Annotated in this window: 24 protein-coding genes; 21 read left to right on the forward strand and 3 right to left on the reverse strand. The window is 31.9% G+C overall.

Features of this window, described 5'->3' with window-relative positions; genetic code table 11:
* Positions 1 to 22: 22 nt before the first annotated feature.
* The 20 genes from J2Z42_RS00240 to J2Z42_RS00335 all read left to right on the forward strand — a co-directional run bounded on the left by J2Z42_RS00240 (position 23) and on the right by J2Z42_RS00335 (position 16,581).
* Positions 23 to 811: a flagellar hook capping FlgD N-terminal domain-containing protein gene (locus tag J2Z42_RS00240; RefSeq protein ID WP_209700354.1), complete on the forward strand. Its 789-nt coding sequence runs from the start codon at positions 23 to 25 to the stop codon at positions 809 to 811.
* An 18-nt stretch (positions 812 to 829) separates the two neighbouring features.
* Positions 830 to 1,234 carry a TIGR02530 family flagellar biosynthesis protein gene (locus J2Z42_RS00245; RefSeq protein WP_209700355.1) on the forward strand — a complete coding sequence of 135 codons (405 nt, stop codon included), beginning with the start codon at positions 830 to 832 and terminating at the stop codon, positions 1,232 to 1,234.
* 83 nt (positions 1,235 to 1,317) lie between these two features.
* The gene (locus J2Z42_RS00250; RefSeq protein ID WP_209700356.1) at positions 1,318 to 2,229 is read left to right on the forward strand and encodes a flagellar hook-basal body complex protein; all 912 of its coding nucleotides are present in this window, start codon (positions 1,318 to 1,320) and stop codon (positions 2,227 to 2,229) included.
* Between the two features lie 220 nt (positions 2,230 to 2,449).
* Positions 2,450 to 2,644 carry a flagellar FlbD family protein gene (locus J2Z42_RS00255; protein WP_209700357.1) on the forward strand — a complete coding sequence of 65 codons (195 nt, stop codon included), beginning with the start codon at positions 2,450 to 2,452 and terminating at the stop codon, positions 2,642 to 2,644.
* 65 nt (positions 2,645 to 2,709) lie between these two features.
* Complete coding sequence (locus J2Z42_RS00260) at positions 2,710 to 3,246, forward strand: flagellar basal body-associated FliL family protein (RefSeq protein WP_209700358.1); 537 nt, start codon at positions 2,710 to 2,712, stop codon at positions 3,244 to 3,246.
* A 28-nt stretch (positions 3,247 to 3,274) separates the two neighbouring features.
* The gene (locus tag J2Z42_RS00265; protein ID WP_209700359.1) at positions 3,275 to 3,688 is read left to right on the forward strand and encodes a flagellar biosynthetic protein FliO; all 414 of its coding nucleotides are present in this window, start codon (positions 3,275 to 3,277) and stop codon (positions 3,686 to 3,688) included.
* Positions 3,678 to 4,478: a flagellar type III secretion system pore protein FliP gene (gene fliP, locus J2Z42_RS00270; protein ID WP_209700360.1), complete on the forward strand. Its 801-nt coding sequence runs from the start codon at positions 3,678 to 3,680 to the stop codon at positions 4,476 to 4,478. The genes J2Z42_RS00265 and fliP overlap by 11 nt, the downstream gene beginning before the upstream one ends.
* A 10-nt stretch (positions 4,479 to 4,488) precedes the next feature.
* Positions 4,489 to 4,758 carry a flagellar biosynthesis protein FliQ gene (fliQ, locus tag J2Z42_RS00275; RefSeq protein WP_209700361.1) on the forward strand — a complete coding sequence of 90 codons (270 nt, stop codon included), beginning with the start codon at positions 4,489 to 4,491 and terminating at the stop codon, positions 4,756 to 4,758.
* Between the two features lie 31 nt (positions 4,759 to 4,789).
* Positions 4,790 to 6,610 (forward strand): fused FliR family export protein/FlhB family type III secretion system protein, encoded by a 1,821-nt coding sequence (locus J2Z42_RS00280; RefSeq protein WP_209700362.1) that lies wholly within the window; start codon positions 4,790 to 4,792, stop codon positions 6,608 to 6,610.
* A gap of 4 nt (positions 6,611 to 6,614) precedes the next feature.
* Entirely contained in the window at positions 6,615 to 8,681 is a 2,067-nt protein-coding gene (gene flhA, locus J2Z42_RS00285) for a flagellar biosynthesis protein FlhA (RefSeq protein ID WP_209700363.1), read from the forward strand.
* Positions 8,681 to 9,823, forward strand: a complete 1,143-nt coding sequence (gene flhF / locus J2Z42_RS00290) for a flagellar biosynthesis GTPase FlhF (protein WP_209700364.1) — start codon at positions 8,681 to 8,683, stop codon at positions 9,821 to 9,823. Before flhA ends, flhF begins: the two co-directional genes overlap by 1 nt.
* Positions 9,817 to 10,698, forward strand: coding sequence for a MinD/ParA family protein (locus J2Z42_RS00295; RefSeq protein ID WP_209700365.1), 882 nt, complete (start codon positions 9,817 to 9,819; stop codon positions 10,696 to 10,698). Before flhF ends, J2Z42_RS00295 begins: the two co-directional genes overlap by 7 nt.
* 14 nt (positions 10,699 to 10,712) lie before the next feature.
* The gene (locus J2Z42_RS00300) at positions 10,713 to 11,390 is read left to right on the forward strand and encodes a flagellar brake protein (RefSeq protein WP_209700366.1); all 678 of its coding nucleotides are present in this window, start codon (positions 10,713 to 10,715) and stop codon (positions 11,388 to 11,390) included.
* 2 nt (positions 11,391 to 11,392) lie between these two features.
* On the forward strand, positions 11,393 to 12,121 hold the full coding sequence (locus J2Z42_RS00305; protein WP_245331403.1) for a FliA/WhiG family RNA polymerase sigma factor: 729 nt from the start codon (positions 11,393 to 11,395) through the stop codon (positions 12,119 to 12,121).
* Positions 12,122 to 12,134: 13 nt separating this feature from the next.
* The gene (locus tag J2Z42_RS00310; RefSeq protein WP_209700367.1) at positions 12,135 to 12,599 is read left to right on the forward strand and encodes a hypothetical protein; all 465 of its coding nucleotides are present in this window, start codon (positions 12,135 to 12,137) and stop codon (positions 12,597 to 12,599) included.
* Positions 12,600 to 12,634: 35 nt separating this feature from the next.
* On the forward strand, positions 12,635 to 12,799 hold the full coding sequence (locus J2Z42_RS00315) for a hypothetical protein (RefSeq protein WP_209700826.1): 165 nt from the start codon (positions 12,635 to 12,637) through the stop codon (positions 12,797 to 12,799).
* The gene (locus tag J2Z42_RS00320) at positions 12,796 to 13,572 is read left to right on the forward strand and encodes a flagellar basal-body rod protein FlgG (protein WP_209700368.1); all 777 of its coding nucleotides are present in this window, start codon (positions 12,796 to 12,798) and stop codon (positions 13,570 to 13,572) included. Before J2Z42_RS00315 ends, J2Z42_RS00320 begins: the two co-directional genes overlap by 4 nt.
* Positions 13,573 to 13,601: 29 nt before the next feature.
* Complete coding sequence (locus J2Z42_RS00325; protein ID WP_209700369.1) at positions 13,602 to 14,378, forward strand: flagellar hook-basal body complex protein; 777 nt, start codon at positions 13,602 to 13,604, stop codon at positions 14,376 to 14,378.
* A gap of 94 nt (positions 14,379 to 14,472) precedes the next feature.
* Entirely contained in the window at positions 14,473 to 14,709 is a 237-nt protein-coding gene (locus J2Z42_RS00330; protein ID WP_209700370.1) for a hypothetical protein, read from the forward strand.
* Between the two features lie 180 nt (positions 14,710 to 14,889).
* Entirely contained in the window at positions 14,890 to 16,581 is a 1,692-nt protein-coding gene (locus tag J2Z42_RS00335; protein ID WP_209700371.1) for a carbon starvation CstA family protein, read from the forward strand.
* Between the two features lie 44 nt (positions 16,582 to 16,625).
* On the opposite strand, the gene J2Z42_RS00340 is transcribed toward J2Z42_RS00335, so the two are convergent.
* A complete protein-coding gene (locus J2Z42_RS00340) occupies positions 16,626 to 18,269 on the reverse strand; it encodes a putative manganese-dependent inorganic diphosphatase (protein WP_209700372.1) in 1,644 nt (547 codons plus the stop codon).
* Positions 18,270 to 18,493: 224 nt separating this feature from the next.
* Between J2Z42_RS00340 and J2Z42_RS00345 the strand changes: the two genes are divergently transcribed.
* Positions 18,494 to 21,031, forward strand: a complete 2,538-nt coding sequence (locus J2Z42_RS00345; RefSeq protein WP_209700795.1) for a cation-translocating P-type ATPase — start codon at positions 18,494 to 18,496, stop codon at positions 21,029 to 21,031.
* A 67-nt stretch (positions 21,032 to 21,098) separates the two neighbouring features.
* Here the strand turns inward: J2Z42_RS00345 and J2Z42_RS00350 are convergent, their stop codons facing one another.
* Positions 21,099 to 21,506 (reverse strand): hypothetical protein, encoded by a 408-nt coding sequence (locus J2Z42_RS00350; protein WP_209700373.1) that lies wholly within the window; start codon positions 21,504 to 21,506, stop codon positions 21,099 to 21,101.
* A 116-nt stretch (positions 21,507 to 21,622) separates the two neighbouring features.
* Positions 21,623 to 22,789 carry a beta-aspartyl-peptidase gene (gene iadA, locus J2Z42_RS00355; RefSeq protein WP_209700374.1) on the reverse strand — a complete coding sequence of 389 codons (1,167 nt, stop codon included), beginning with the start codon at positions 22,787 to 22,789 and terminating at the stop codon, positions 21,623 to 21,625.
* Positions 22,790 to 22,856 lie beyond the last annotated feature (67 nt).

Here is a 22,856-nt window from a genome sequence, read left to right on the forward strand (position 1 = left end):
AATTAAGAAATGGAGGTAAACAATGACTGTATTAATTAATAGTGGAAATCAAAACAATGATTTTTACAATGAAGCGTCAAGGGCATTGGCAGCTAGTACTTCATCTGGTACAACTGATACCAGTTCTAGTGAAAGCAGCCAAAAATATTATCCAATTGACACAAGTGATGCTACTACTTCAAGTGGAACGAGAGTAGTGAAAAAAAATCAGGATATCGATAAAAATATGTTTTTAAAAATACTGTCTGCAGAACTTGCAAACCAGGATCCAACTAGCAGTGATTCCCAGAGTTCAACACAATATATAAGTCAGCTGGCACAATTTTCATCTCTTGAACAGATGGCTAATTTAAATAGTTCAAGCAAGATGGGAACTGCAAATTCACTTATAAATAAATATGTTACTTTCAGTGATACAGATGATACTGGAAATAAAATAAGCGGAGAAGTAGTTGGTGTTGTTAAAGATGGTGATGATATAAAGTTAAATGTACTGACAGGACAGGGAACAGACAAAGATGGAAAATCAGTAAATGAATATCAACAAATTAATATAGATGATGCTGTTAAAATTGATGATTTAGGAGATACCTTTAATACAACTGCCAACAACAATATGCTTTTAAATGCCACTTCACTTATAGGCAAAAAGGTTAATATAGATGAGAAGGATTCAAGTGGAAACAATTATAGTGGTGTTGTAGAGTCTGTATCAAGAGAAGTTGGTGGAGTAACTGTAAAAGTGAAACTTTCAGATGGAACTACGAAGAGCTTTGATTTTAATGATGTTTCAGATGTGGAAAATTCATAGACAAGCAGGTGCGTATCTATGGGATATAGAGTGATTAATGGAAAGTTAATTTTTACACAGGATTTAAAGGCAGTATACAGCAAGAAAAATAATATAAATAACAATGCAAGCAGTGGCAAGGAAAAAGTGTCTTTTAAGGATACTTTAAATAGTGAAATTGATAAAAACTCAAGTTTTACCATATCAAATCATGCTGCTGAGAGGCTGAAAAGCAGAAACATAAATTTTAGTGAAAGTGATATGAAAAATATAAATTCTGCAATAAACAAAGCAGAAAATAAGGGATGTACAGAATCGGCACTGCTTTATAATGATACTGTTTTGATTACATCTATAAAAAATAGGACTGTAATTACAGCTGTAGATAAAAATTCAAGCAGTAACAATGTTTTTACAAATATAGACAGCATGGTCATAGTATAAAAATGGCTGGACCTTAATGGAAGCCAGGTTCTGTGGAATGAAGGAAGCAGAACAATAATATATTAAAAATTGGAGGAAATAATATGTTACCATCGTTATATTCAGGAATAAGCGGACTTAAAGTAAATCAACAAAAATTAAATATAGTGGCAAATAATATAGCCAATTCATCTACTACAGGTTTTAAAACTCAAGCTATGAATTTTGAAGATATGATGAGTCAAACCATGTCAGATCCAAGTGCACCTGTAAATAATGGAATTGGAGGAGTAAATGGTAGGCAGAGCGGTCTTGGAGTAAAGATAGCAGGAATAAGTACAGATTTTTCTGCAGGAAGTGACCAGTCTACGGGCAGAAGTTTGGATTTCGTGATAAATACAGGAGGAAACTATTTTGTGGCCAGCCCGGATGGCAGTACTAATTATTATACAAGAGATGGAGCTTTTCAATTAGATAAGGATGGAAATCTTTTAACTCAGGACGGCTATCATATTATGGGATATGGAATGACTGCTACTAAAAATGGTAAAGCAGATACTACTACTTCTACTACGCCTAAAAAACAGCTTTCAATTGCACAATATTATAAGTCTGATGGTACACCAGATGCATCTCCTGCTGCTGCTGATGTTGATAAGGAAAAGGTTACTTCCTGGTCTGTAGGACCAACTGGAATTATAAATGTAAAGACTGCTAATGATTCATATGATGTCGGCTGTGTAGCACTAGCATCTTTTCAAAATGAAGGTGGACTTGTAAAGGATGGAGGAAATTTATATCAAGTATCTCCAAACTCTGGCGATGCAACTTATGGAACACCAGGTAGTTCAGGATATGGTTCTCTTACCCAGGGAGCTCTTGAAATGTCAAATGTAGATCTTGCCCAGCAGTTTACAGATATGATAATAGCAAGCAGGGCTTTCTCTGCAAATGGTAAAATAATATCTACGGATGATGAAATACTTCAGGAACTTGTAAATCTTAAAAGATCTTAATAAATAGAATATATTGTTGAACATATAGGTATTAATTGGTAGGAGGCAGTGCCTTCTGCCTGAGTACCTTATAAATTAAAGCAAATTATCTTAAAAATATTTTAAAAGTCTCAGCTAAAATTAAAATTATGTACATATTGAAGTACAATTGGACTTATAATGTAATTATATATTAAAAAATGTTGAATATATTTATTGGATATATTTGAGGAGGATTTTTATGATAAAATTAGTGGGACTTAATAATAAGGAATTTATTGTAAATGCTGACATTATAGAAAAAGTGGAAGCTATACCTGAGAGCCTTATAACTCTGACAAATGGAAAAAAATATCTTGTAAAAGAGTCTAATGATGAAATAGTGAGAAAGGTTATAGAATACAAGAGGAAAATATTTAGAGGTAATTTTGATTAAAAAAATAATTGTAAACTATATACTATATACGGTATACGGTGAACTTAGTAAGGGAGATATATAATATGGAAAATAAGGATAAAAAAAAAGGTTCGTCAAAAATAAAAGTAATTATTATAGGTATTCTAATACTTGCAGTAGTTGGAGTTGGCGCTTATTTTGGATATAGTAAATTCTTGAAGAAGGATACTAAGACAAATACAGCACAAAATGGAGTTGTACAGCAAACAAATACCCAGCAGGTTCAGAATAATGGACAAAATTCTTCCACAGTAGCAAATTCAAACTTAGATCAGGTTGTATCTTCTCAAACATTTGAACTTGATGAAGTTACCATAAATTTGGCAGATGAGAGTGGAAGCAGATATGCAAAGGTGAAAGCATTTTTGGGTTTTAATGATAAAAGCTTAACAGCAGAATTAACTACAAAAAAACCTATGGTTACAGATGCAGTTATTGGGATTTTAAGAACAAAAAAAGCAGCGGATATTGTTCCAAAAAATATGAATAGCATAAAATTGGAAATAATTCAAAAAATAAATCCTATGCTCCAAAAGGGACAGTTGAATAACGTATATTTTACAGATATTGTAATTCAATAAAGCATTTATATATAATTAGGAGAATACAATGGATTTACAATTTATATGGATGATATTTAGAACATTAATTGCTCTTCTTTTTGTAATATTTTTAATATATATTTCCATGAAATATGGTGGAGGTAAACTTCGAAATATACAAAAAAACAATTTTATAAATGTAATTGAAAGAGCACAAATATCAAAAGAAAATAGTTTACTTGTAGTGAAGATAGGAGAAAAGGTGTATGTAATTTCATCTACATCTGGAAGGATTGAAATAGTTTATGAATTAAATGAAGATGAAATTTGTAAATTAAAAGATAAAAAATTCATACCTCAGTATAAAAATTTAAAAGATTTTTATACTAAATCGGGAATGAAAGAGTTCATAAAAGACAAGACAAACAACTTACGGATGAAAAAACTTAAATATAAAAAGGAAGATAAAAATGAAGAATAAGTATAGAAATGGATTTATAACTATTTCAATTTTAATATTTGTTATTGCCATTTTAAATATACATAATGTAGTGTATGCAGCACCTGATGCGTCTCAAACTATGCCGATACCAAATATAAATGTATCTATGAACAATTCAAGTGCATCTACTCCACAGCAGTATGTACAAAATATAAGATTACTTATAATGCTTACTGTACTTACACTTTTACCATCTTTTGTGATGATGATGACAAGTTTTGTTAGAATTATAGTTGTATTTGGATTTTTAAGAAATGCAATGGGAACGCAGCAGTCACCTCCCAACTCGATATTAATTGGACTAGCATTATTTATGACTGTTTTTATTATGAATCCAGTTTATCAAAAAATAAATACAAATGCCATTCAGCCATATATAGAAAACAAAATAACCCAGGATCAGGCAATAGATGCAGGGGCCAAGCCACTTAGAGAGTTTATGCTGAAGGAAACTTACAAAAAGGATCTAAAGTTATTTGTAGATCAAGCTAAAGTAAATTACAAGATTACAGCTAATGGAGAAAATGCACCACTTTATGTTGTAATTCCAGCATATATGATAAGTGAACTTAAAACTGCTTTTGAAATAGGATTTTTGATTTATATACCGTTTGTTATAATAGACATGGTAGTTGCCAGTGTGCTTATGTCCATGGGAATGTTCATGCTGCCGCCAACTATGGTATCATTGCCTTTTAAGCTTATTTTATTTGTAATGGTAGATGGATGGTATTTGCTTGTAAAATCTTTAATTGCAAGTTTTTCATGAGGTGAATTGAATGAGTGAAAATATGTTAATTAGTATTATAAAAGATGCAATTCAAACAGGACTTTTAGTAGCTGCACCTACTCTTATAGTTTCAATAATTGTAGGCCTAATAATAAGTATATTTCAGGCAACTACACAGATACAGGAACAAACTCTTACTTTTGTACCTAAACTTATTGCAATAGCTATAATTGGGCTTATTACAGCAAGCTGGGCAATGCAGCAGCTTGTAGGATTTACAGAAAGAATTTTTACATATATAGCACATATAACACAATGATTACAGTTTAAACATAATGGAGTGGAATAGTTTGATAAATACTTTATACTTTACGGCTTTAGTGCTTGTATCAATAAGAATATTTTGTTTTTTTACACTTGTCCCTATATTTTTTCCTGCAGGAACTCCGAATACGGTTAAAGTTGGCTTGACTATAGTTATGGCATATATACTTATGCCGGGAATAGATTATTCTTCCATAAGTAACATAAATAGCACTATGCCTTTTGTATTTAATTGTTTAAATGAAGTATCCGCAGGTCTTACCCTTGGATTTCTAACTAATTTATGTTTTTCCATGGTAAGATTCGCCGGAAATATTATGGATATGCAGATAGGTTTTGCTATGATGAGTATTTATGATCCATCTTCAAATAGTAATACCACTTTGGTTGAGCATTTGCTTTATTGGTTTGCCATGGTAGTTTTTTTAATAGTAGATGGACATCATATGCTAATAAAGTCATTAATTCAGAGTTTTAGTGCAATAAAACTTGGAAATTTCTTTTTGAATCAAGCTTCGATTAATATAATATTTAAATCATTTATAGAGTATTTTGCTATTTCACTTCAGATAGCTATACCCATAATTTTAATACTTTTATTTACAGATTTGACTATGTCACTTATAGCGAGGACAGTACCTCAACTAAATATAATGATATTAGGAATGCCGGTTAAAATATTGGTAGGATTTGGTTCAATATGTTTCGCACTGCCAATTTTTCTTAAATTAATGGAAAGTGCATTTACCGCCATACCTAATTCCATAAATGGATTTTATAAGGCGCTGCCAGTACTTTTAATATTTGCAAAAGATGATAAAACTGAAGAAGCAACACCGCGAAAAAAGAGTGATTCAAGGAAAAAGGGACAGATAGCAAAAAGTAAGGAAGTGGCACTTGCCATGACACTTGGAGTTTCAACTTTGGTTATTATGGTTTTAGGTGGATATGTAGGCAAGTCACTTGGCTCTACTATGGTAGCATTCTTAAATAATTATATTACTATGTCCCTTAGTTATGACAGCTTGAATAAAATATTATTTATAGCTGTGTGGAGACTGGCTGTGGTTTTTTTACCTGTAGCTATTCCAATACTTGTTGTTGGTGTACTTGCAAATTTAATTCAGACTAGAGGACTTATAACTTTTGAACCCTTGAAACCTGATTTCTCTAAATTGAATCCTATAAATGGATTCAAAAGGATGTTTTCGGCAAGGGCTGTAATGGAACTTTTAAAGGACAGCGTAATAGTTCTTGTAGTAGGTTATGTAGGCTATAAATTTATTAAGGATAACTATATGATTATACTGACGCTGGGAGAGTTAAATGTACAAGCTGTAGCCAAAGCTGTAGGGAGCCTGGCTGTATCTATATTTTTTAGAATAACATTGATATTGGTCATAATTGCAATTATTGATTATATATTTCAAATTTATCAATACAATAAGGATCTTAGAATGTCAAAGCAGGAAATTAAAGAAGAATATAAACAAGATGAAGGAGATCCTCAGATAAAAGGAAAGATAAAACAGAAACAGAGAGAAATGGCTATGAGAAGAATGATGCAGGATGTTCCTGATGCTACTGTTGTTGTTGCAAACCCTACCCATGTAGCTGTGGCACTTAAATACGAGGATGAACAGAATGCACCTATACTTGTAGCAAAAGGTCTTGATGCAGTTGCACTTAGGATAAAACAGGTGGCAAAAGATAATGATGTACCTATATTTGAAAATAAACCACTGGCCAGGCTTATATATAAAGAGGTAGAATTGGATATGGAAATACCGGCTGAAATGTATCAGGCAGTAGCAGAAATATTGGCACTGGTTTATAAAATGAGGTGATGTTTTGGAAAATAGCAGAAAAAAGTTTAAATTAAAAGATAATGTAGATATAATAATGGCTATGGTAGTTATTATGGTAGTACTTATGATTATAATTCCAATGCCAGCACAACTTTTGGATGTGCTAATTGCATTTAATATAACGCTGTCTATAATAATTATACTTTTGACAATGTTTACTACGGAAACATTGCAGTTTTCATCATTTCCTACTCTGCTTTTAATAACTACACTTTTTAGATTGGCTTTAAATATATCATCTACAAGGCTTATACTTAGAGATGGATATGCAGGAACTGTTATAAGTGCTTTTGGAAGTTTTGTTGTAGGAGACAATTATATAGTTGGTATAATAATATTTTTAATTATAGTTATAATTCAATTTATAGTAATAACAAATGGTGCAAACAGAGTTGCAGAAGTTTCAGCAAGATTTACGCTGGATGCAATGCCAGGTAAACAGATGAGTATAGATGCAGATTTGAATTCAGGTTTAATTGATGAAAAAGGTGCCAGAGATAAGCGTGAAAAGCTTCAAAATGAAGCAAGCTTTTATGGAGCTATGGATGGTGCATCTAAATTTGTAAAGGGAGATGCTGTAGCAGCACTCATAATTGTTGTTATAAATATAATAGCTGGAATAATAATAGGAATAGTGGTAAAAGGACTTGGTGCCTCGGAGGCAGCTCAAACTTATACAAAACTTACTATAGGTGATGGTCTTGTTTCACAGATCCCGGCACTACTCATATCTACAGCCTCAGGTATACTTGTTACCCGTTCAGGAAACAGTGAAGATTTTGGTACCGCTGCAGTTAAACAGCTTACAGGTTTTCCAAAGGTAATAGCTATTGCAGGCGGGGTTCTGTTATTTCTTGCAATAATTCCAGGACTTCCACATATAGCATTTTTAATTTTATCGGCAGCTTGTATGGCAGCTGCATACCTTTTATACAAAGATGAAAAAACAAACAATATTCAACAAATACAGGCTAAAGAACAGGAAATGTCGCAAATAGAAGAAAAAGAGCCTGAAAATGTTATGAATTTAATATCTGTAGAACCTATGGAAATTGAAATAGGATATGGACTTATACCACTGGCGGATGAAAGTTCAGGAGGAGACTTACTTCAGAGAATAACTTCGGTTAGAAGGCAGTGTGCCATAGAAATGGGAATTGTGGTTCAGCCTATAAGAATAAGAGATAATCTCCAATTAAAGACAAATGAGTATGTTATAAAGATAAGGGGAACCGTCATTGTAAGGGGAGAACTTATGCCGAATATGCTTTTGTGCATGGATCCTACTAATGAAAATAATACTATTGAAGGAATAAGTACAACAGAGCCATCATTTGGACTTCCGGCAACGTGGATAAATAAAGATCAGAGAGAAGAGGCTGAAATAAAGGGACTTACAGTTGTAGACCCTACTACTGTTATGGTAACTCATTTGACTGAGACCATAAAGAACCATTCTTATGAACTTCTTGGCAGGCAGGAAGTAAAACTTATTGTGGATTCTGTTAAGGAAAAATATCCTACTGTAGTTGAAGAACTTATACCTGATTTGCTTACGATAGGTGAACTTCAAAAAGTACTTCAAAATCTACTTAGAGAAAGAGTTCCTATAAAGGATATGGTAACCATTATGGAATCTTTGGCGGATAATTCAAGAAACAGTAAAGATATAGAGCTTTTGACTGAATACGTAAGATTTGCACTTGGAAGGAGTATATGCAACTCCTTGATTGATGAAAATAATACAATTACAGTAGTAACACTTTCTCAGGATTTAGAAACACTGGTTGGCAATAACATACAAAAGTCTATGCAGGGTTCATTCCCGGCTATAGATCCGGATACTACAAGCAAAATATTAAAATCAATTAAAGCAATACTTGATTCTGTATATTTTTATGAAAATCAACCTGTAATACTTGTTTCTCCTAAAATAAGAGCGCCATTTAGGAAACTTATTGAAATGGTATTTCCGGCTGTCAATGTGCTTTCATTAAATGAAATACCAAATGATATAGAAATTAAAACAGAAGGAGTAATTTCAATATAATGATTATTAAAAGGTATAGAGTAAAAAGTATGAATGAAGCTATTACCAGAATAAAATATGAACTTGGAAGAGAAGCAGTTATAATAAGCCAGAGAAAAGTAAGAAAAAAGGGCTTCTTAGGCTTTTTCTCTAAAAAAATTTTAGAAGTTACAGCTGCTGTCAACGATCCAGAAGAAAAAAATAAATATGAAAATAGCAGTACAGACAGTGTTGAGAATTTTAAAAAGGTAGTAAATGATAAAATAAGAAATCAAAAAAGGCAGTCTGACTTTAATTATGCACAGTCGGTCAATTTAAGAAGTGAAAATAATGAAGCTCTTTTAAAAGAAGTTCACCAGATGAAAAATATGCTTGATGATATGTCTAAAAAATCTTATGATTCTTTAGGAAAGAGCAAGCTGGAATTAAAGCTTGAAAACATGGATATAAATAAAAAAGTTATAGAAAATATAATGAACAAAGTTAAAGAAATTCAACAAGATGTAGAGGAAAAAAAGAAGCTAAAAATGGTAATAGGGAATATGATAAAAGTAGAAGATAAAGTGCTTGAAAATGCTGTAGTTCTGGTAGGACCTACAGGAGTTGGAAAAACTACAACAATTGCAAAAATTGCTGGAAAAATGTCACTTATTGAAAAGAAAAAAGTTGGTCTTATAACCATAGATACATATAGAATAGGAGCGGTTGAGCAGCTCAGAACATATGCTGATATAATGAATATACCTTTTAAAGTAGTTTTAAACATTAAAGATATGGAAAAAGCTATTGATAGTATGAAAAATTGTGATATCATTTTAATAGATACTACAGGAAGAAGTAGTAAAAATAAAATGCAATTATCTGAATTAAGGGCATTTATTGACAGAATAAATACTAAAAATATACATCTTGTAATAAGTTGTACAACCAAGAATAGAGACATAGATACAATAGTAAATGGTTATAAAGAATTAAATTATAATAATGTAATAATAACTAAGCTTGATGAAACTTCTACTTATGGATCTATACTTAATATTATAGATGCAGCTGGCAAACCTGTAAGCTTTGTTACTACAGGTCAGAATGTGCCGGAGGATATTGAAGTTATGAATTCACAGAAACTTACAGAACTTGTACTAGGGGAGGATATAATATGTTAGACCAAGCTGAGGAATTAAGAAGGCTGGCCGAAACTCAGAAGAATAGAATATTGACAAATAAGATCAATAATAAACCTAAAACTGTAATAATTACAGTGACTTCTGGAAAGGGAGGCGTAGGTAAGAGTAACTTTGTAGTAAATATGGCAATTTGTCTCCAAAAAATGAAAAAAAAAGTTCTCATATTTGATGCTGATATTGGAATGGGGAATGATGATGTACTTATGGGATTTCTACCTAAATATAGTGTATATGATGTAATTTTTGAGAATAAAAGTCTGGAAGATGTTATTATAAGAGGACCTTTTGGAATAAAATTATTGCCAGGTGGAACTGGATTCCCGAGATTTAATGAAGTTAGTAAGAAACAGAGAGATGATTTTATTGACAAGCTTTCTAAAATTGAAGGATTTGATTATATAATAATAGATACAGGTGCTGGTATAAACAAGATAGTGATGGGTTTTATTGCATGTTGTGAAGAACTCTTTATAATCACTACACCTGAGCCTACATCACTTACAGATGCATATAGTTTAATAAAAGCTGTAAATTATTTTAATATTAAGGAAAAGGCAAATGTAATTGTAAATAGAGTTACTAGCATCAAAGAAGGAGAAAATACTTTTAATAAATTTAATAAAGTTGTACATAAGTTTTTAAATATAAGTCTTAATTATCTGGGATATATATTAGAAGATAAAAAGATAACTCAGGCAGTTAAAAATCAGGTTCCATTTGTAATAAATTATCCTACATCATATGCCTCAAAAAATGTAAATTATATGGCACAAAAATTATTGGGAGCTGAAAATATAAAGAAACAAAACGGAATTCAAGATTTATTTAAAAAAATTTTTGATATTTTTTCATAAGGAGAAGATGCTGTATGGAATGTGATATCGATTTTGATATAAATAGTAAAATTGAGATACAAGTAGATAATGATGATAGATATTATAAAAGTAATATTCAGGATTTAGGTGAAGATTATATAGGAATAAGTCTTCCTGTAAATAATGGAAAATACTTACTCCTTAGAAAAGGTGACAGAATAAGGTGTATATATTTTCGTGAAAAGAAAATTTATGGTTTTTATACGGTAGTACTTGATAGAAAATCAGATAAAATATTGATGATACAAATTAAAAAACCTGATCAGATTAAATTAACACAGAGAAGAGATTTCGTAAGGGTTCCACTTATAAATGACGTTTTATGTGTGCTTATTCCGGACAGCAGAGATTTAAAGCATTTAAGCTGCCAGATAAATTTTTTTAATGCCAATTCACTTAATATAAGTGGTGGAGGAATGAAATTGTCTGTAGATATGAAATATAAAAATGAAATTAGGCTGGGAAGCACATTGATGGTAACTATACCTATTAAAGATGATAATGTAACAGTAAAAGGGAAAATTGTCAGAATAGATAAAAATACACAAAATAAATTGTTGATATGTGGAATAACATTTCTGGATTTAGAAGAGGATAGTAGGGAAAAAATAATAAAATTGGTTTTTGATATTATGAGAAAGCAAATAAAAAAGGGGGAAGTGGAGGAGTAATTATGATTACAGAAAACGAATTAGGTATGAAAGAAGAACTGGTAAAAATGTACCTTCCACTTGTAAAATATATTGCTTCTAGAGTTATAATAGGAAAGACTAAATATATAGAATATGAAGATCTTATAAGTTATGGGATTGTAGGTCTTATGGATGCCATAAGTAAATTTGATAAAAATAAGGGAATGAAATTTTCAACTTATGCATCTATCCGTGTAAAAGGGGCAATGATAGACGAATTGAGAAAAAACAGCCCTATTTCAAAAGGAGCTATTGATAAACTTAATAGATACAATCAAGCTGTAGAAGAACTTCAAAAGGAATTTGGAAGAGAGCCTAACGCAAGTGAAATATCAGCTAAATTGAATATAAGTATAAAGCAAATGATTGAAATAGAAAACTACATAAATTATATATCGGTAGTGTCACTTGAAAATTATATATTTTCAGATGATGATGAAATTCCAATTATGGGAACTATAGAGGATGATAAAAGTCCAAGCCCTGAAATGGTTCTTGAAAAAAAAGAAGAATTGGAATATCTAACTAAAGCTTTGAAACTTTTAAATGAAAAGGACAACCTTGTGCTGACTTTATATTATTATGAAGGGCTTACACTCAAGAAAATAGGAAATATTCTAAATGTATCTGAATCTAGAGTTTGTCAGCTTCACAGCAGAGCTATCATGCATTTAAAAAAAGCAATGACTAAATTAAAATATAAATTTTAGGAGTGAAATTTTCATGGAAGTAGTTACACTTTTTTTAATTGGAATAATACTTATAGCTTTTAATGTAAGGGCAGTTTCTAAGGAAAAAAATTCATTTGGGACTCAGCTTAAATATAAAGAAGGATCTGTTAAAGATTTTGATTTGGAAGTCGGAAAACTGAGACATGAATTTGGAGAAACTATTTTTGAACTTCAGAAACAAATAGAAAATTTAAAGAACGAAAAACACATTGATGACAAAAAAGATGGAATAAAAAATGAAATTGACAGCAATATTGATAAAGACATTGGTAAAAATATCGATAAAAAAGATGAAAGCTTAAGCAATGAAAATTTAAAATTTGAAAATTATAATAATGTTAAAATAGATGATATAAAAAAAATGTTGGATGATAAAGTGGCTATAGAGAAAATATCTGAGATTACTGGTATTGGCAAGGGGGAATTGTTATTAATAAAAGAATTATACGTAAAATAATCAATATCTTTGATTTTTTAAGTGATAGAAAAATATTGATAGGAATAGGAATAGGGATAATTCTTGCCACATCTGTAATGATTCAGGTTAAAATCAATTATAAAATGAGTAAAAGTCAAATAGAGGATAAGGCAAGAGGTTTAGGAATGCAGTATCCACAGGATATGAAAGTCATAAATGATAATGGAGGTAAAAAATGATTAGGGGTCTTTATTCAGCAGTATCTGGCATGATAACTCAAGAAGCAAAACAGGATGTTATAACTAATAATCTTGCAAATTCAAATACAGTGGGATTTAAGCAAGATGATCTTTCTGTTGCGGATTTTGGAGATATGCTTCTTCAAAATTATGACAAAATAGAAGGTGGAAGAAACGTAAGAAATATACTAGGAAGTATAAGTCTTGGAAGCAAAATTAATGGAGTAAATACTGAATTTAGTGAAGGAGCTATTAAACAAACTGACGTAGATACAGATTTTGCTATTGAAGGCAGGGGATTTTTCACGGTATCAAGACAGGAAGGCAATGCAAACAATACATATTATACTAGAGATGGGCATTTTCATGTTAATATAAATGGAACACTTGTAGATGACAGTGGTGATGCTGTGCTTGGAAGGAACATTCAGACAGGCGCCCTTGGCGAGATAAACGTGGGAAATGGGAAAATATCATGTGATGAACAGGGAAATATAAGTATAAATGGAACACCTAGATATAAGTTTGATACTGTTGATTTTGGAAATTACAATAATCTAACTAAAATTGGTGACAACTTATATAGTGGAAATAACCCTGTACAGGCAAATGTCACGGTAAGACAGAAATGCCTTGAGAGCTCCAATGTGAATGTAATGAGTACAATGGCAGATATGATTACCACTATGAGAAGTTTTGAAACTAACCAGAAGGCAGTTCAGTCTATAGATGAGACACTTGAAAAGCTTATAAATGAGGTAGGAAAGATATAGAAATTATATTTTGAAAGGAGACTTAATATATGCTTAGAGCTATATGGAATAGTGTAAGTGCTATGAATGCACAGCAAAATAAATTGGACAGTATATCAAACAATATAGCAAACGCAAGTACTGTTGGCTATAAGAGCGAAGATGTAAATTTTCAGGACTTGATGTATGAAACTTTAAATAGAGCTGGATATCCTGTAAATTCCAGCGCAACTACACCTCTTATAAGTGGAGACGGAACTAAAACTACTGAGTGGATTAGAAATACAGAACAGGGAAGTTTACTGGAAACTAATAAAAAGACAGATTTTGCTATAGATGGACAGGGATTTTTCAGGGTTACACTTCCAGGCAGCAAAGTAGCTTATGAAAGGGCAGGAGATTTTAATGTTGACAAAGCAGGAAATCTTGTAGATAGTAATGGAAATAAGGTTGAAATAATACGTAATGCTGCTGGAAATGGGCAGATACTTACAAATGATAATTTTGTTGTAAACAGTAAAGGGTATGTTTATATAAAGAATGGAAATCAAGATATGCTATATGGCAAAATAAATGTTTATAATGTAATTGGACAGGATTCTATGATATCTATAGGAGATAATCTGTATACTCCCAAACAGGGAACTCAAGTTTATCAAAATAATAATGCAAATATAAATCAAGGTTATCTCGAACAATCCAATGTGGACATGGGAACTGAGATGACAGACATGATATTGGCACAGAGAGCTTTTGAATTAAATTCTAAAGCTTTAACTACTTCAGATGAAATGTGGGGACTTATAAACAGCATGAAATCAAGGTAATTATATATAAATTTAATAATTTTATACTTATTGTAAATTTATTAGCTATACATACATATAATATAATGATTTAATATTTTGGGGGGAATTATATATGTATAACTATGCATCCTATATTTGTGGCATGCCATGTATGTATCCTACATCTTCAAGTACATTTTGTCCTATGAATCCATATATGAGGTGTCCTATGGATTCCATGCAGATGCCAACATATCAGAATTATTCAATGAAAGATAATTATAAACATCAACACAAGGTAAAAAGTAACCATAATAATTTTCAGCACTTAAAGATGAGAACTATAGATATAAATGATATAATAAATTAAAAGAAAGCTGCCATTAAATGGCAGCTTTCTTTGTGTCGAATTTTATTGACAAGCAGTAAGTAAGATGGTATTATTTCAATACTATACTTTTAATATTATAACGTAGTAACTATAAAAAGGGGCTAATTTTATGGTTTTCTACAGTAATATTTCATTTAAATATTGGGGGCTGTATAAAAAATGAATGGTTTACTTATGATTGGAATTGCTATCGTAGTTTTAGGAGGAGCATATCTTATTTATGGCAGATGGCTTGCTAACAAATGGGGTATTGATCCTAAAGCTAAAACACCTGCATATACTAAGGAGGATGGGGAAGATTATATTCCAACTCCAAAAGGAGTAGTATTTTCTCACCAATTTTCATCTATTGCAGGTGCAGGTCCTGTAACAGGACCAATTATTGCTGCTATGTTTGGCTGGCTGCCGGTGCTTTTATGGATTCTCATAGGAGGCATTTTCTTTGGAGCGGTTCATGATTTTGGAGCTATGTATGCATCTGTTAAAAATGAAGGAAAGACCATGGGTTATCTTATAGAACAGTATATAGGTAAAACAGGAAAAAAATTATTTTCCTTATTTGCCTGGGTGTTTTCATTACTGGTTATTGCTGCGTTTGCAGATATTGTTGCAACTACCTTCAATGGATTCAAGCCAAATGGTAGTTTGAATACTCCAAATGCTGCTGCAGCTTCTATATCAATGCTGTTTATTGTAGTAGCAATGATATTTGGTTTATATATTAAATATAGAAAGCCAAGTCAAAGGCTTGAGGCAGTTATAGGTTTAATTCTTTTGATTGCAATGTTAGCAGTTGGAATTGCATTTCCACTTTATTTTAGTAAAAATGTGTGGTTGGGTGTAGTATTTGTTTATCTTTTTCTTGCATCTATAACACCTATGTGGCTTTTGATGCAGCCAAGAGATTATTTAAGTGCTTTTTTACTTATTGCTATGATTGTAGGTGCTGTTTTAGGAGTAATAGTAGCAAATCCTTCTATGAATTTACCAGCATTTAATGGCTTTGAGGTGAAAGGAAAAATGCTATTTCCTACTTTATTTATTACTATTGCATGTGGTGCTGTATCTGGATTTCATAGTTTAGTTTCATCAGGAACTTCATCAAAGCAGGTAAAAAATGAAAAGGACATGCTAGGAATAAGTTTTGGTGCAATGCTTGTTGAATCATTATTGGCAGTAGTAGCTCTTGTTGTTGCTGGTTCTGTTGCTGTTGGTGGAAAGCTGCCAGCTGGAACTCCATTTTCAATTTTTGCCGGATCTGTAGCAGGATTCCTTCAATTATTGGGTATTCCACAGCATATAGCTGTTTGTGTTATGACAATGTGTATATCTGCTCTTGCACTGACATCTTTAGACTCTGTTGCACGTATTGGACGTATGGCTTTTCAGGAATTATTTTTAGATAATAATACAGATACAAGTAATATTTCAGCTTTTTCTAAGTTGATGAGTAACAAGTATGTTGCTACAATTATTACTCTTGCTGTTGGATTAATGCTTTCTCTTGGAGGATACAACAATGTTTGGCCATTATTTGGTTCAGCTAATCAATTACTTTCAGCATTAGTACTTATTACATTAGCTGTATTTCTTAGAGCCACTGGTCGTAAAGGCTTTATGCTCTGGGTTCCTATGTGTGTAATGTTAGTAGTTACTTTTACTGCATTAGTACAAGCTACTATCAGTATTTTAAAGAAGATATTTGTAACAAGTAATTTTGTATTTCTTACAGATGGACTGCAACTGATATTTGCAATTTTGTTAATGGCTCTTGGACTTATGGTTGCTATTTCATGTTTCAAGAAGTTGCTTGGTAAAGATGAGGATGAAAATTTAAAAATAGAAGCATAAAAATATAAGAGGCATTTTTTAATGCCTCTTTAGTTATTTTAAGATTATTTATTAATGTTAATTAAAGCACTAGTGAGTGGTGGAATAATCTGTTTTTTCCTTGATAGAACTCCAGGTACATAAGCGCTATTATCTGCTAATTTTACATCAAATGCTTGAGATATTACATCTTTGTATTTACCTATAGAAATTAATTCTGATCCACTTTTCAATATATTAGTAACCATGAATACCATTAATCCAAAGCCATCGCTTTTACACATTGATTCCATAAGATTTACGATATCTTCTCTTACCGGGTTAAAGCTTTCAGGGTTCATAGTTGAAATTTGGGAAACTCCTACTTTTATTTCATTAATATTGAATACCTTAAAATCCTGCTTTAATATTTCTTCTGGAGTTTTTCCATCAAGAGAGGAGCCGGCCTTGAACATATCGTTTGCAAATTGTTCAGGATTTATATCAGCTATAGAAGCCAATCTGTTTAACATCATTTTATCAGTTTCAGTTGAAGTTGGTGATTTAAATAGAAGGGTATCTGAAATTATAGCGGCACATAAAAGTCCTGCAGTTTTTTTAGAAGGTGTTATGCCATTTTCAAAAAATCTTGAACCTATTATTGTAGCTGTACATCCTACAGGTTCATTTCTAAAATAAATTGGAGAATCAGTTTTTATATCTCCCACTCTATGATGGTCAAGTACTTCTAGTATTTCAGCATCTTCAAGCCCATTTACAGCTTGTGATTTTTCATTATGGTCTACAAGTATTACTTTCTTTTTATTCTTAGATATTAAATGATATCTTGATATACTTCCTATGATTTTGTTTTCTTCATTTACTACAGGATAACTTCTATACCTGGTATCAAGCATAACTTCTCTTACATCATCTATGAAATCATAAGTTTTAAAAGATATTATATTATCTTTTTTCATTACATAACTTATAGGTATACTCTGTGGAATTAATCTTGCTGCGGTGAAGGTGTCATATGGGGAAACTATTACAGTACAGTTTAATTTTTTTGCTTTATCTATTATTTCATCGGATACTTCATGATTTCCTGTAAGTATCATCAGAGATGCACCTGAATCTAATATTACATTTTGTGCGTCTGCCCTGTCACCACATAATACTATATCTCCTTCCTCAATGACTTCAGTTATGCTTTCAGGCTGCATTGCAGCAACTATTACCTTGCCTTTGAACTCCCTGTTTTCTTTAGAAGAGTAAACGCACTTAGCTGCAAGAGTGTCAAGTATGTTATCCAGTGTAGTGCCACTTTTTTGAATAACATTGCTGTCCCATATATCCATGTATGATGAAGTTATATTAGACTGGGATGCTATGCCTACAAGTTTATCATCATCATCAACTACAGGGAGTGTTTTTACACTATTTTTTCTTATTATTGCCCAGGCAGTTTTCAGAGAAGTTTGTGGTGATATTGGATTTATGCTATCAAAATCCAGATCCGATATCTGTGTTTTTACTGTTTCGATTAATTTTTGAGGCTTAACTCCAAAATAGTCGAGTGCAAATTGAGTTTCCTTGCTTAATTCTCCAAGCCTTACTGGAATTGCATCTACCCCAATTTTATTTTTAAATTCAGCGTATGATATAGAAGAGCATATTGAATCTGTATCCGGATTCTTATGTCCTATTATATATACTTTGTTATTCATAAATTTTTCCTCCTTTTATTGAGTCAGCAGTGTACAAGTACTGAGAATTGCTTATGTACTGATAATAATTATATATTATTATATCTAATAGTTCCAGTTTATAAAGGAAGTTTTCTATAAAATTATATAGTCATATGGCCTGGTATTGAGTATGCACTGAATAAAGTGGAATAATTCAGCATATACATTATTGAATATAAACTAACGTGGAGGTATGTAAATTGATTAATGAAAGGGAAATTGAAATGGGGTTAACTCAGGTTGAAGCAGAGAGAAGACTTAAAAAATACGGCCCTAATTTATTTGAAAAAAAGAAAAAAGTATCACCTGTTAAAATATTTCTGTCTCAATTTAATGACTTTATAACCTGGGTTTTGATTGCAGCTACGGTGATTTCAGGATTTATGGGAGAAAAAGCGGATGCTGTAACTATAATTATAATTATAATCATGAATTCCGTACTTGGATTTGCGCAGGAATTTAAAACTGAGAAATCTTTGGAAGCTTTAAAAAATATGGCATCACCTACTTCGAAGGTAATAAGAGATGGAAAAATAAAAGTTATAAATGCAGAAAATCTGGTAGTAGGGGATTTGGTGGTTATTGAAAGTGGAGATAAAATTCCAGCGGATTGTATGCTTGTTGAGGATAGTAATTTTATGGTAGATGAATCACTTTTGACTGGTGAATCTCAAGGAGTTAGCAAGAATTCACGTAAAGGTGACAACACAATTTACATGGGTACAATACTATTAACGGGTAATGGCAAGGCGAGAGTTATTGGCACCGGCATGAAAACTGAAATGGGTAAAATAGCAGGTATGCTGGAGAGCATAGACAAGGATACATCACCCCTTAAAGAAAAACTGAATAATTTAGGAAAAGTGCTTGTCATACTTTGTATAATAGTATGTGCAATAGTTACTGTTACCGGAATAATGAGGGGCGAGGATAAATATGAGATGTTTTTGCTTGGAGTAAGCTTAGCTGTAGCAGCAATTCCAGAAAGCCTTACAGCTATAGTTACAGTTGCCCTTGCACTCGGGGTATCCAGAATGCTTAAGAGGAATGCTCTTATTAGAAAATTGCCAGCTGTAGAAACACTTGGCTGTACCTCTATAATTTGTAGTGATAAGACAGGTACACTTACAGAAAATAAAATGACTGTAAAAGCAATGTACTTTAATGGAAGAATGTATAGCATGGAAAGAGGTAGAATACCTGAAAATACTATGCTAAAAAAAATTTTTACATATTGTAATGATTGTAAATTTGATATAGATAAAAAAAGCATTTCAGACAGTCTTATCGGTGATCCTACAGAAACGGCACTTATAAAAGCATATTTTGATGACACGAAGAGTTTAAAGAACTTTCTTGATAAGGCAAATAGAATATATGATATTCCATTTGATTCTGATAGAAAGATGATGTCTGTAATAGTTAAAGAAGGAAATGATGAGATATGTTATGTAAAGGGTGCTCCAGAGAGGATAATAAAAAGATGCAGATATGTACTGGACAGGGGTCAGGTAACAATTTTAAGCTTAAATGAAAAAAATAAAATATTGAAAGCTATAGAAGATATGTCGTATAATGCCCTCAGGTGTATAGGGGGAGCTTATAAGAAAAGAAATCTTGTTAAAGGTAGATCCATAGAGGATGATTTGATTTTTGTTGGCATTGCAGGTATTATAGATCCTCCAAGAAAGGAAGCCAAAGATGCAGTGCTAGAGTGTAAAATGGCTGGAATAAGACCTGTTATGATAACAGGTGATCATAAAAATACTGCTTTTGCAATAGGGCATGATCTTGACATATGTAAATCTCAATCTGAAGTTATAACGGGTGAAGAACTGGATAAATTAACAGACGAGCAACTTTTAAAGCAGGTAGAAAATAAAGTTATATTTGCAAGGGTTACACCAAGACATAAGTTGAGAATAGTTAGGGCTTTTAAATCAAAAAATAAAGTGGTAGCCATGACAGGTGATGGAGTAAATGATGCACCTGCTGTAAAAGAAGCAGATATAGGTATATGTATGGGAATTTCAGGTACGGATGTTACAAAAGAAGCATCCTCGATGGTACTTTTAGATGACAATTTTGCAACTATAGTATCTGCAGTAGAAGAAGGAAGAGTAATATATGATAATATAAGAAAATTTATAAGGTATTTACTGTCATGTAATTTAGGAGAAGTTCTTACAATGTTTTTAGCCTCTGCATTTAATCTTGCCATACCTCTTCTCCCTATACAAATACTTATGGTAAACCTTGCAACAGATGGTCTTCCTGCTATTGCACTTGGTGTAGATCCTCCAGAAGGGGATATAATGAAAGAAAAACCAAGAAAGAAGAATGAAAGCATATTTGCAAGAGGACTTACAGAGAAGATACTTGTAAGAGGTGGACTTATTGGAACATGTACGGTATTTTCTTTTGTAGTAGGTCAGTATTATGGATTTGGACTTAGAACTGCTAGAACTATGGCTCTTGCTACCCTTATAATGTCACAGCTTGTACACGTTTTTGAATGCAGATCTGAAAATCATCCTATATTTCAAATAAATTTATTTGGCAATAAATATCTTTTAGGAGCAATATCAGTTTCTATATGTATGGTTTTAGCTATATGCTATGTTCCTTTTTTACAGACTGTTTTTCATACCTCACCTTTAAATTTAATACAGTGGTGCATAGTTATTTTCTTCTCGGGAATAATAGCACTTATAAACAGCCTTTATTTGTACTTTAAATAATTAAACTAAAAACAGCTGTCTTCAAAGATGACTTAGAAATCTAAAAATCATCTTGAAACAGCTGCTTTTATCTGAATCTTTGAGTTCTTCTCTGAACCTTCGGAACCTTTCCTTCTATAGGTATTAAATCTTTTTTAGTAGTCATATTTCTAATATTTATAAGTTCTACCAATTCTCTGTTTTCTTTTCCTCTTTTTCCTTTGAGACCTTGAACCAATACAAAATTTCCCTGACTCACAGGTATGAATTCAGGCTTTTTGAACCATCTTTTCTTTGAATAAGTACACTTTGATATATTTTTACTTCTCTCCGGTCTTACAAGAAGAGTTACTTTCAATGTATTGAATATCCATAATATGGTTTTGGCCTTGATTTTTACAGATATTACAGTTCCCTGCACTTGTGTCAATCTATCACCATATTTTTTTAAATAGGATTTAGTATAATATTGCGAAATTTTTTCTTTGAGACTCATATATATTTTAACTCCTTTTTAACTTATTTTTATGAACAACTAAATAAATTATTATGAACAATTATTATAAAACCTATCTTATTATAGCATAGTATATATTTTTTTAAAATACATATTTATTTGTTTTCAAAGCTGCCGTATATAGAAGCTTTATAATTATCAACCATAATTTTACCCTTTGATATTACATAAACTATGTTGAAGTTTTTGTCTAAAAGGAGTATATCGGCATCAAAGCCTTCTTTTATATGGCCTTTATTTTTTAATTTCAAAAGATTTGCTGGAGAGGATGTAAGTGGAATTAATGAAAGCTCAAGAGGCATACCTTTTTCAATTAAACTTTTTATAGTTCTAATGTCTGTATTTGGAAAACCTACGGTTAGTTTTGTGATTTTGCCTTTATCATCAAATAGAGGCATACTACCGCCTGAATCAGAGCTCATAGTTATATTGTAGGGTGAGAAGCCTTCCTGCATCATATCTATATAAAGTTCCCAGGCGGACACGGCAGAATCACCTTCATTTTTAATTCCTGTGGTTATGTCTACAAATCCACCCATTTTAACATATTCCATGGACTCTTTTATGAGAAGTGAATTTCTATTTACGTGTGTTGGAAGAAGATTTTCAAATGGAATTTCAGAATGATCTATTACATCAAATAGAGTTTTTAATCCATCTTTACCATCGCCCACATGAAGATGGAGTATCCCGCATTTTCCTGATATTAATCCTCCAACTCTGGTCTCACTTGCTAAATGTATTAAATTCTGGTAGGAAGGATAGCTGCTCCTGTGATCGGATATGGCTATTTCGCCGGCTCCTATTATTTTATCTACCATTACTATGTCGCTTCGGACTGTGTCTGTAAGTGTTCTTGTTGGAACTTCATAACATCCGGTCCAGCAATATGTGGTTATTCCTTCTATTTGAAGGGCATTTGCTTTTGCAATCAAACTTCCCATACTCCTTGTAATTCCATCTGTTCCAAGAAGCCCGACACATGTGGTAATGCCATTTGTTGTGAAATCTGTAAGTGACATCTCAGGTGTTCTTGAGGTAAAACCACCTTCTCCTCCTGCACCATTTATGTGCATATGCAAATCTATAATACCTGGAACGGCGGTTAAACCATCCCCATCAAGTACCTTGATTTCAGGAAAGTTTTTATCAGGGAAATCTATTTTGGAGGATAGATAAATTATTTTATCGGAGGATATAAGAATATTTTTTTTACCTATAGATTCTGGAGCATATACATCAGCATTTTTTACAAGCAGCATAAAAGTATCACTTCCCAAACTTTAAATTTTATTAAGGCTGCTATTAGTATGCATTTTAATAATGATT

Origin of the sequence: Clostridium algifaecis (genome assembly GCF_017874415.1) — a bacterium.
Classification (GTDB): Bacteria; Bacillota; Clostridia; order Clostridiales; family Clostridiaceae; genus Clostridium_B; species Clostridium_B algifaecis.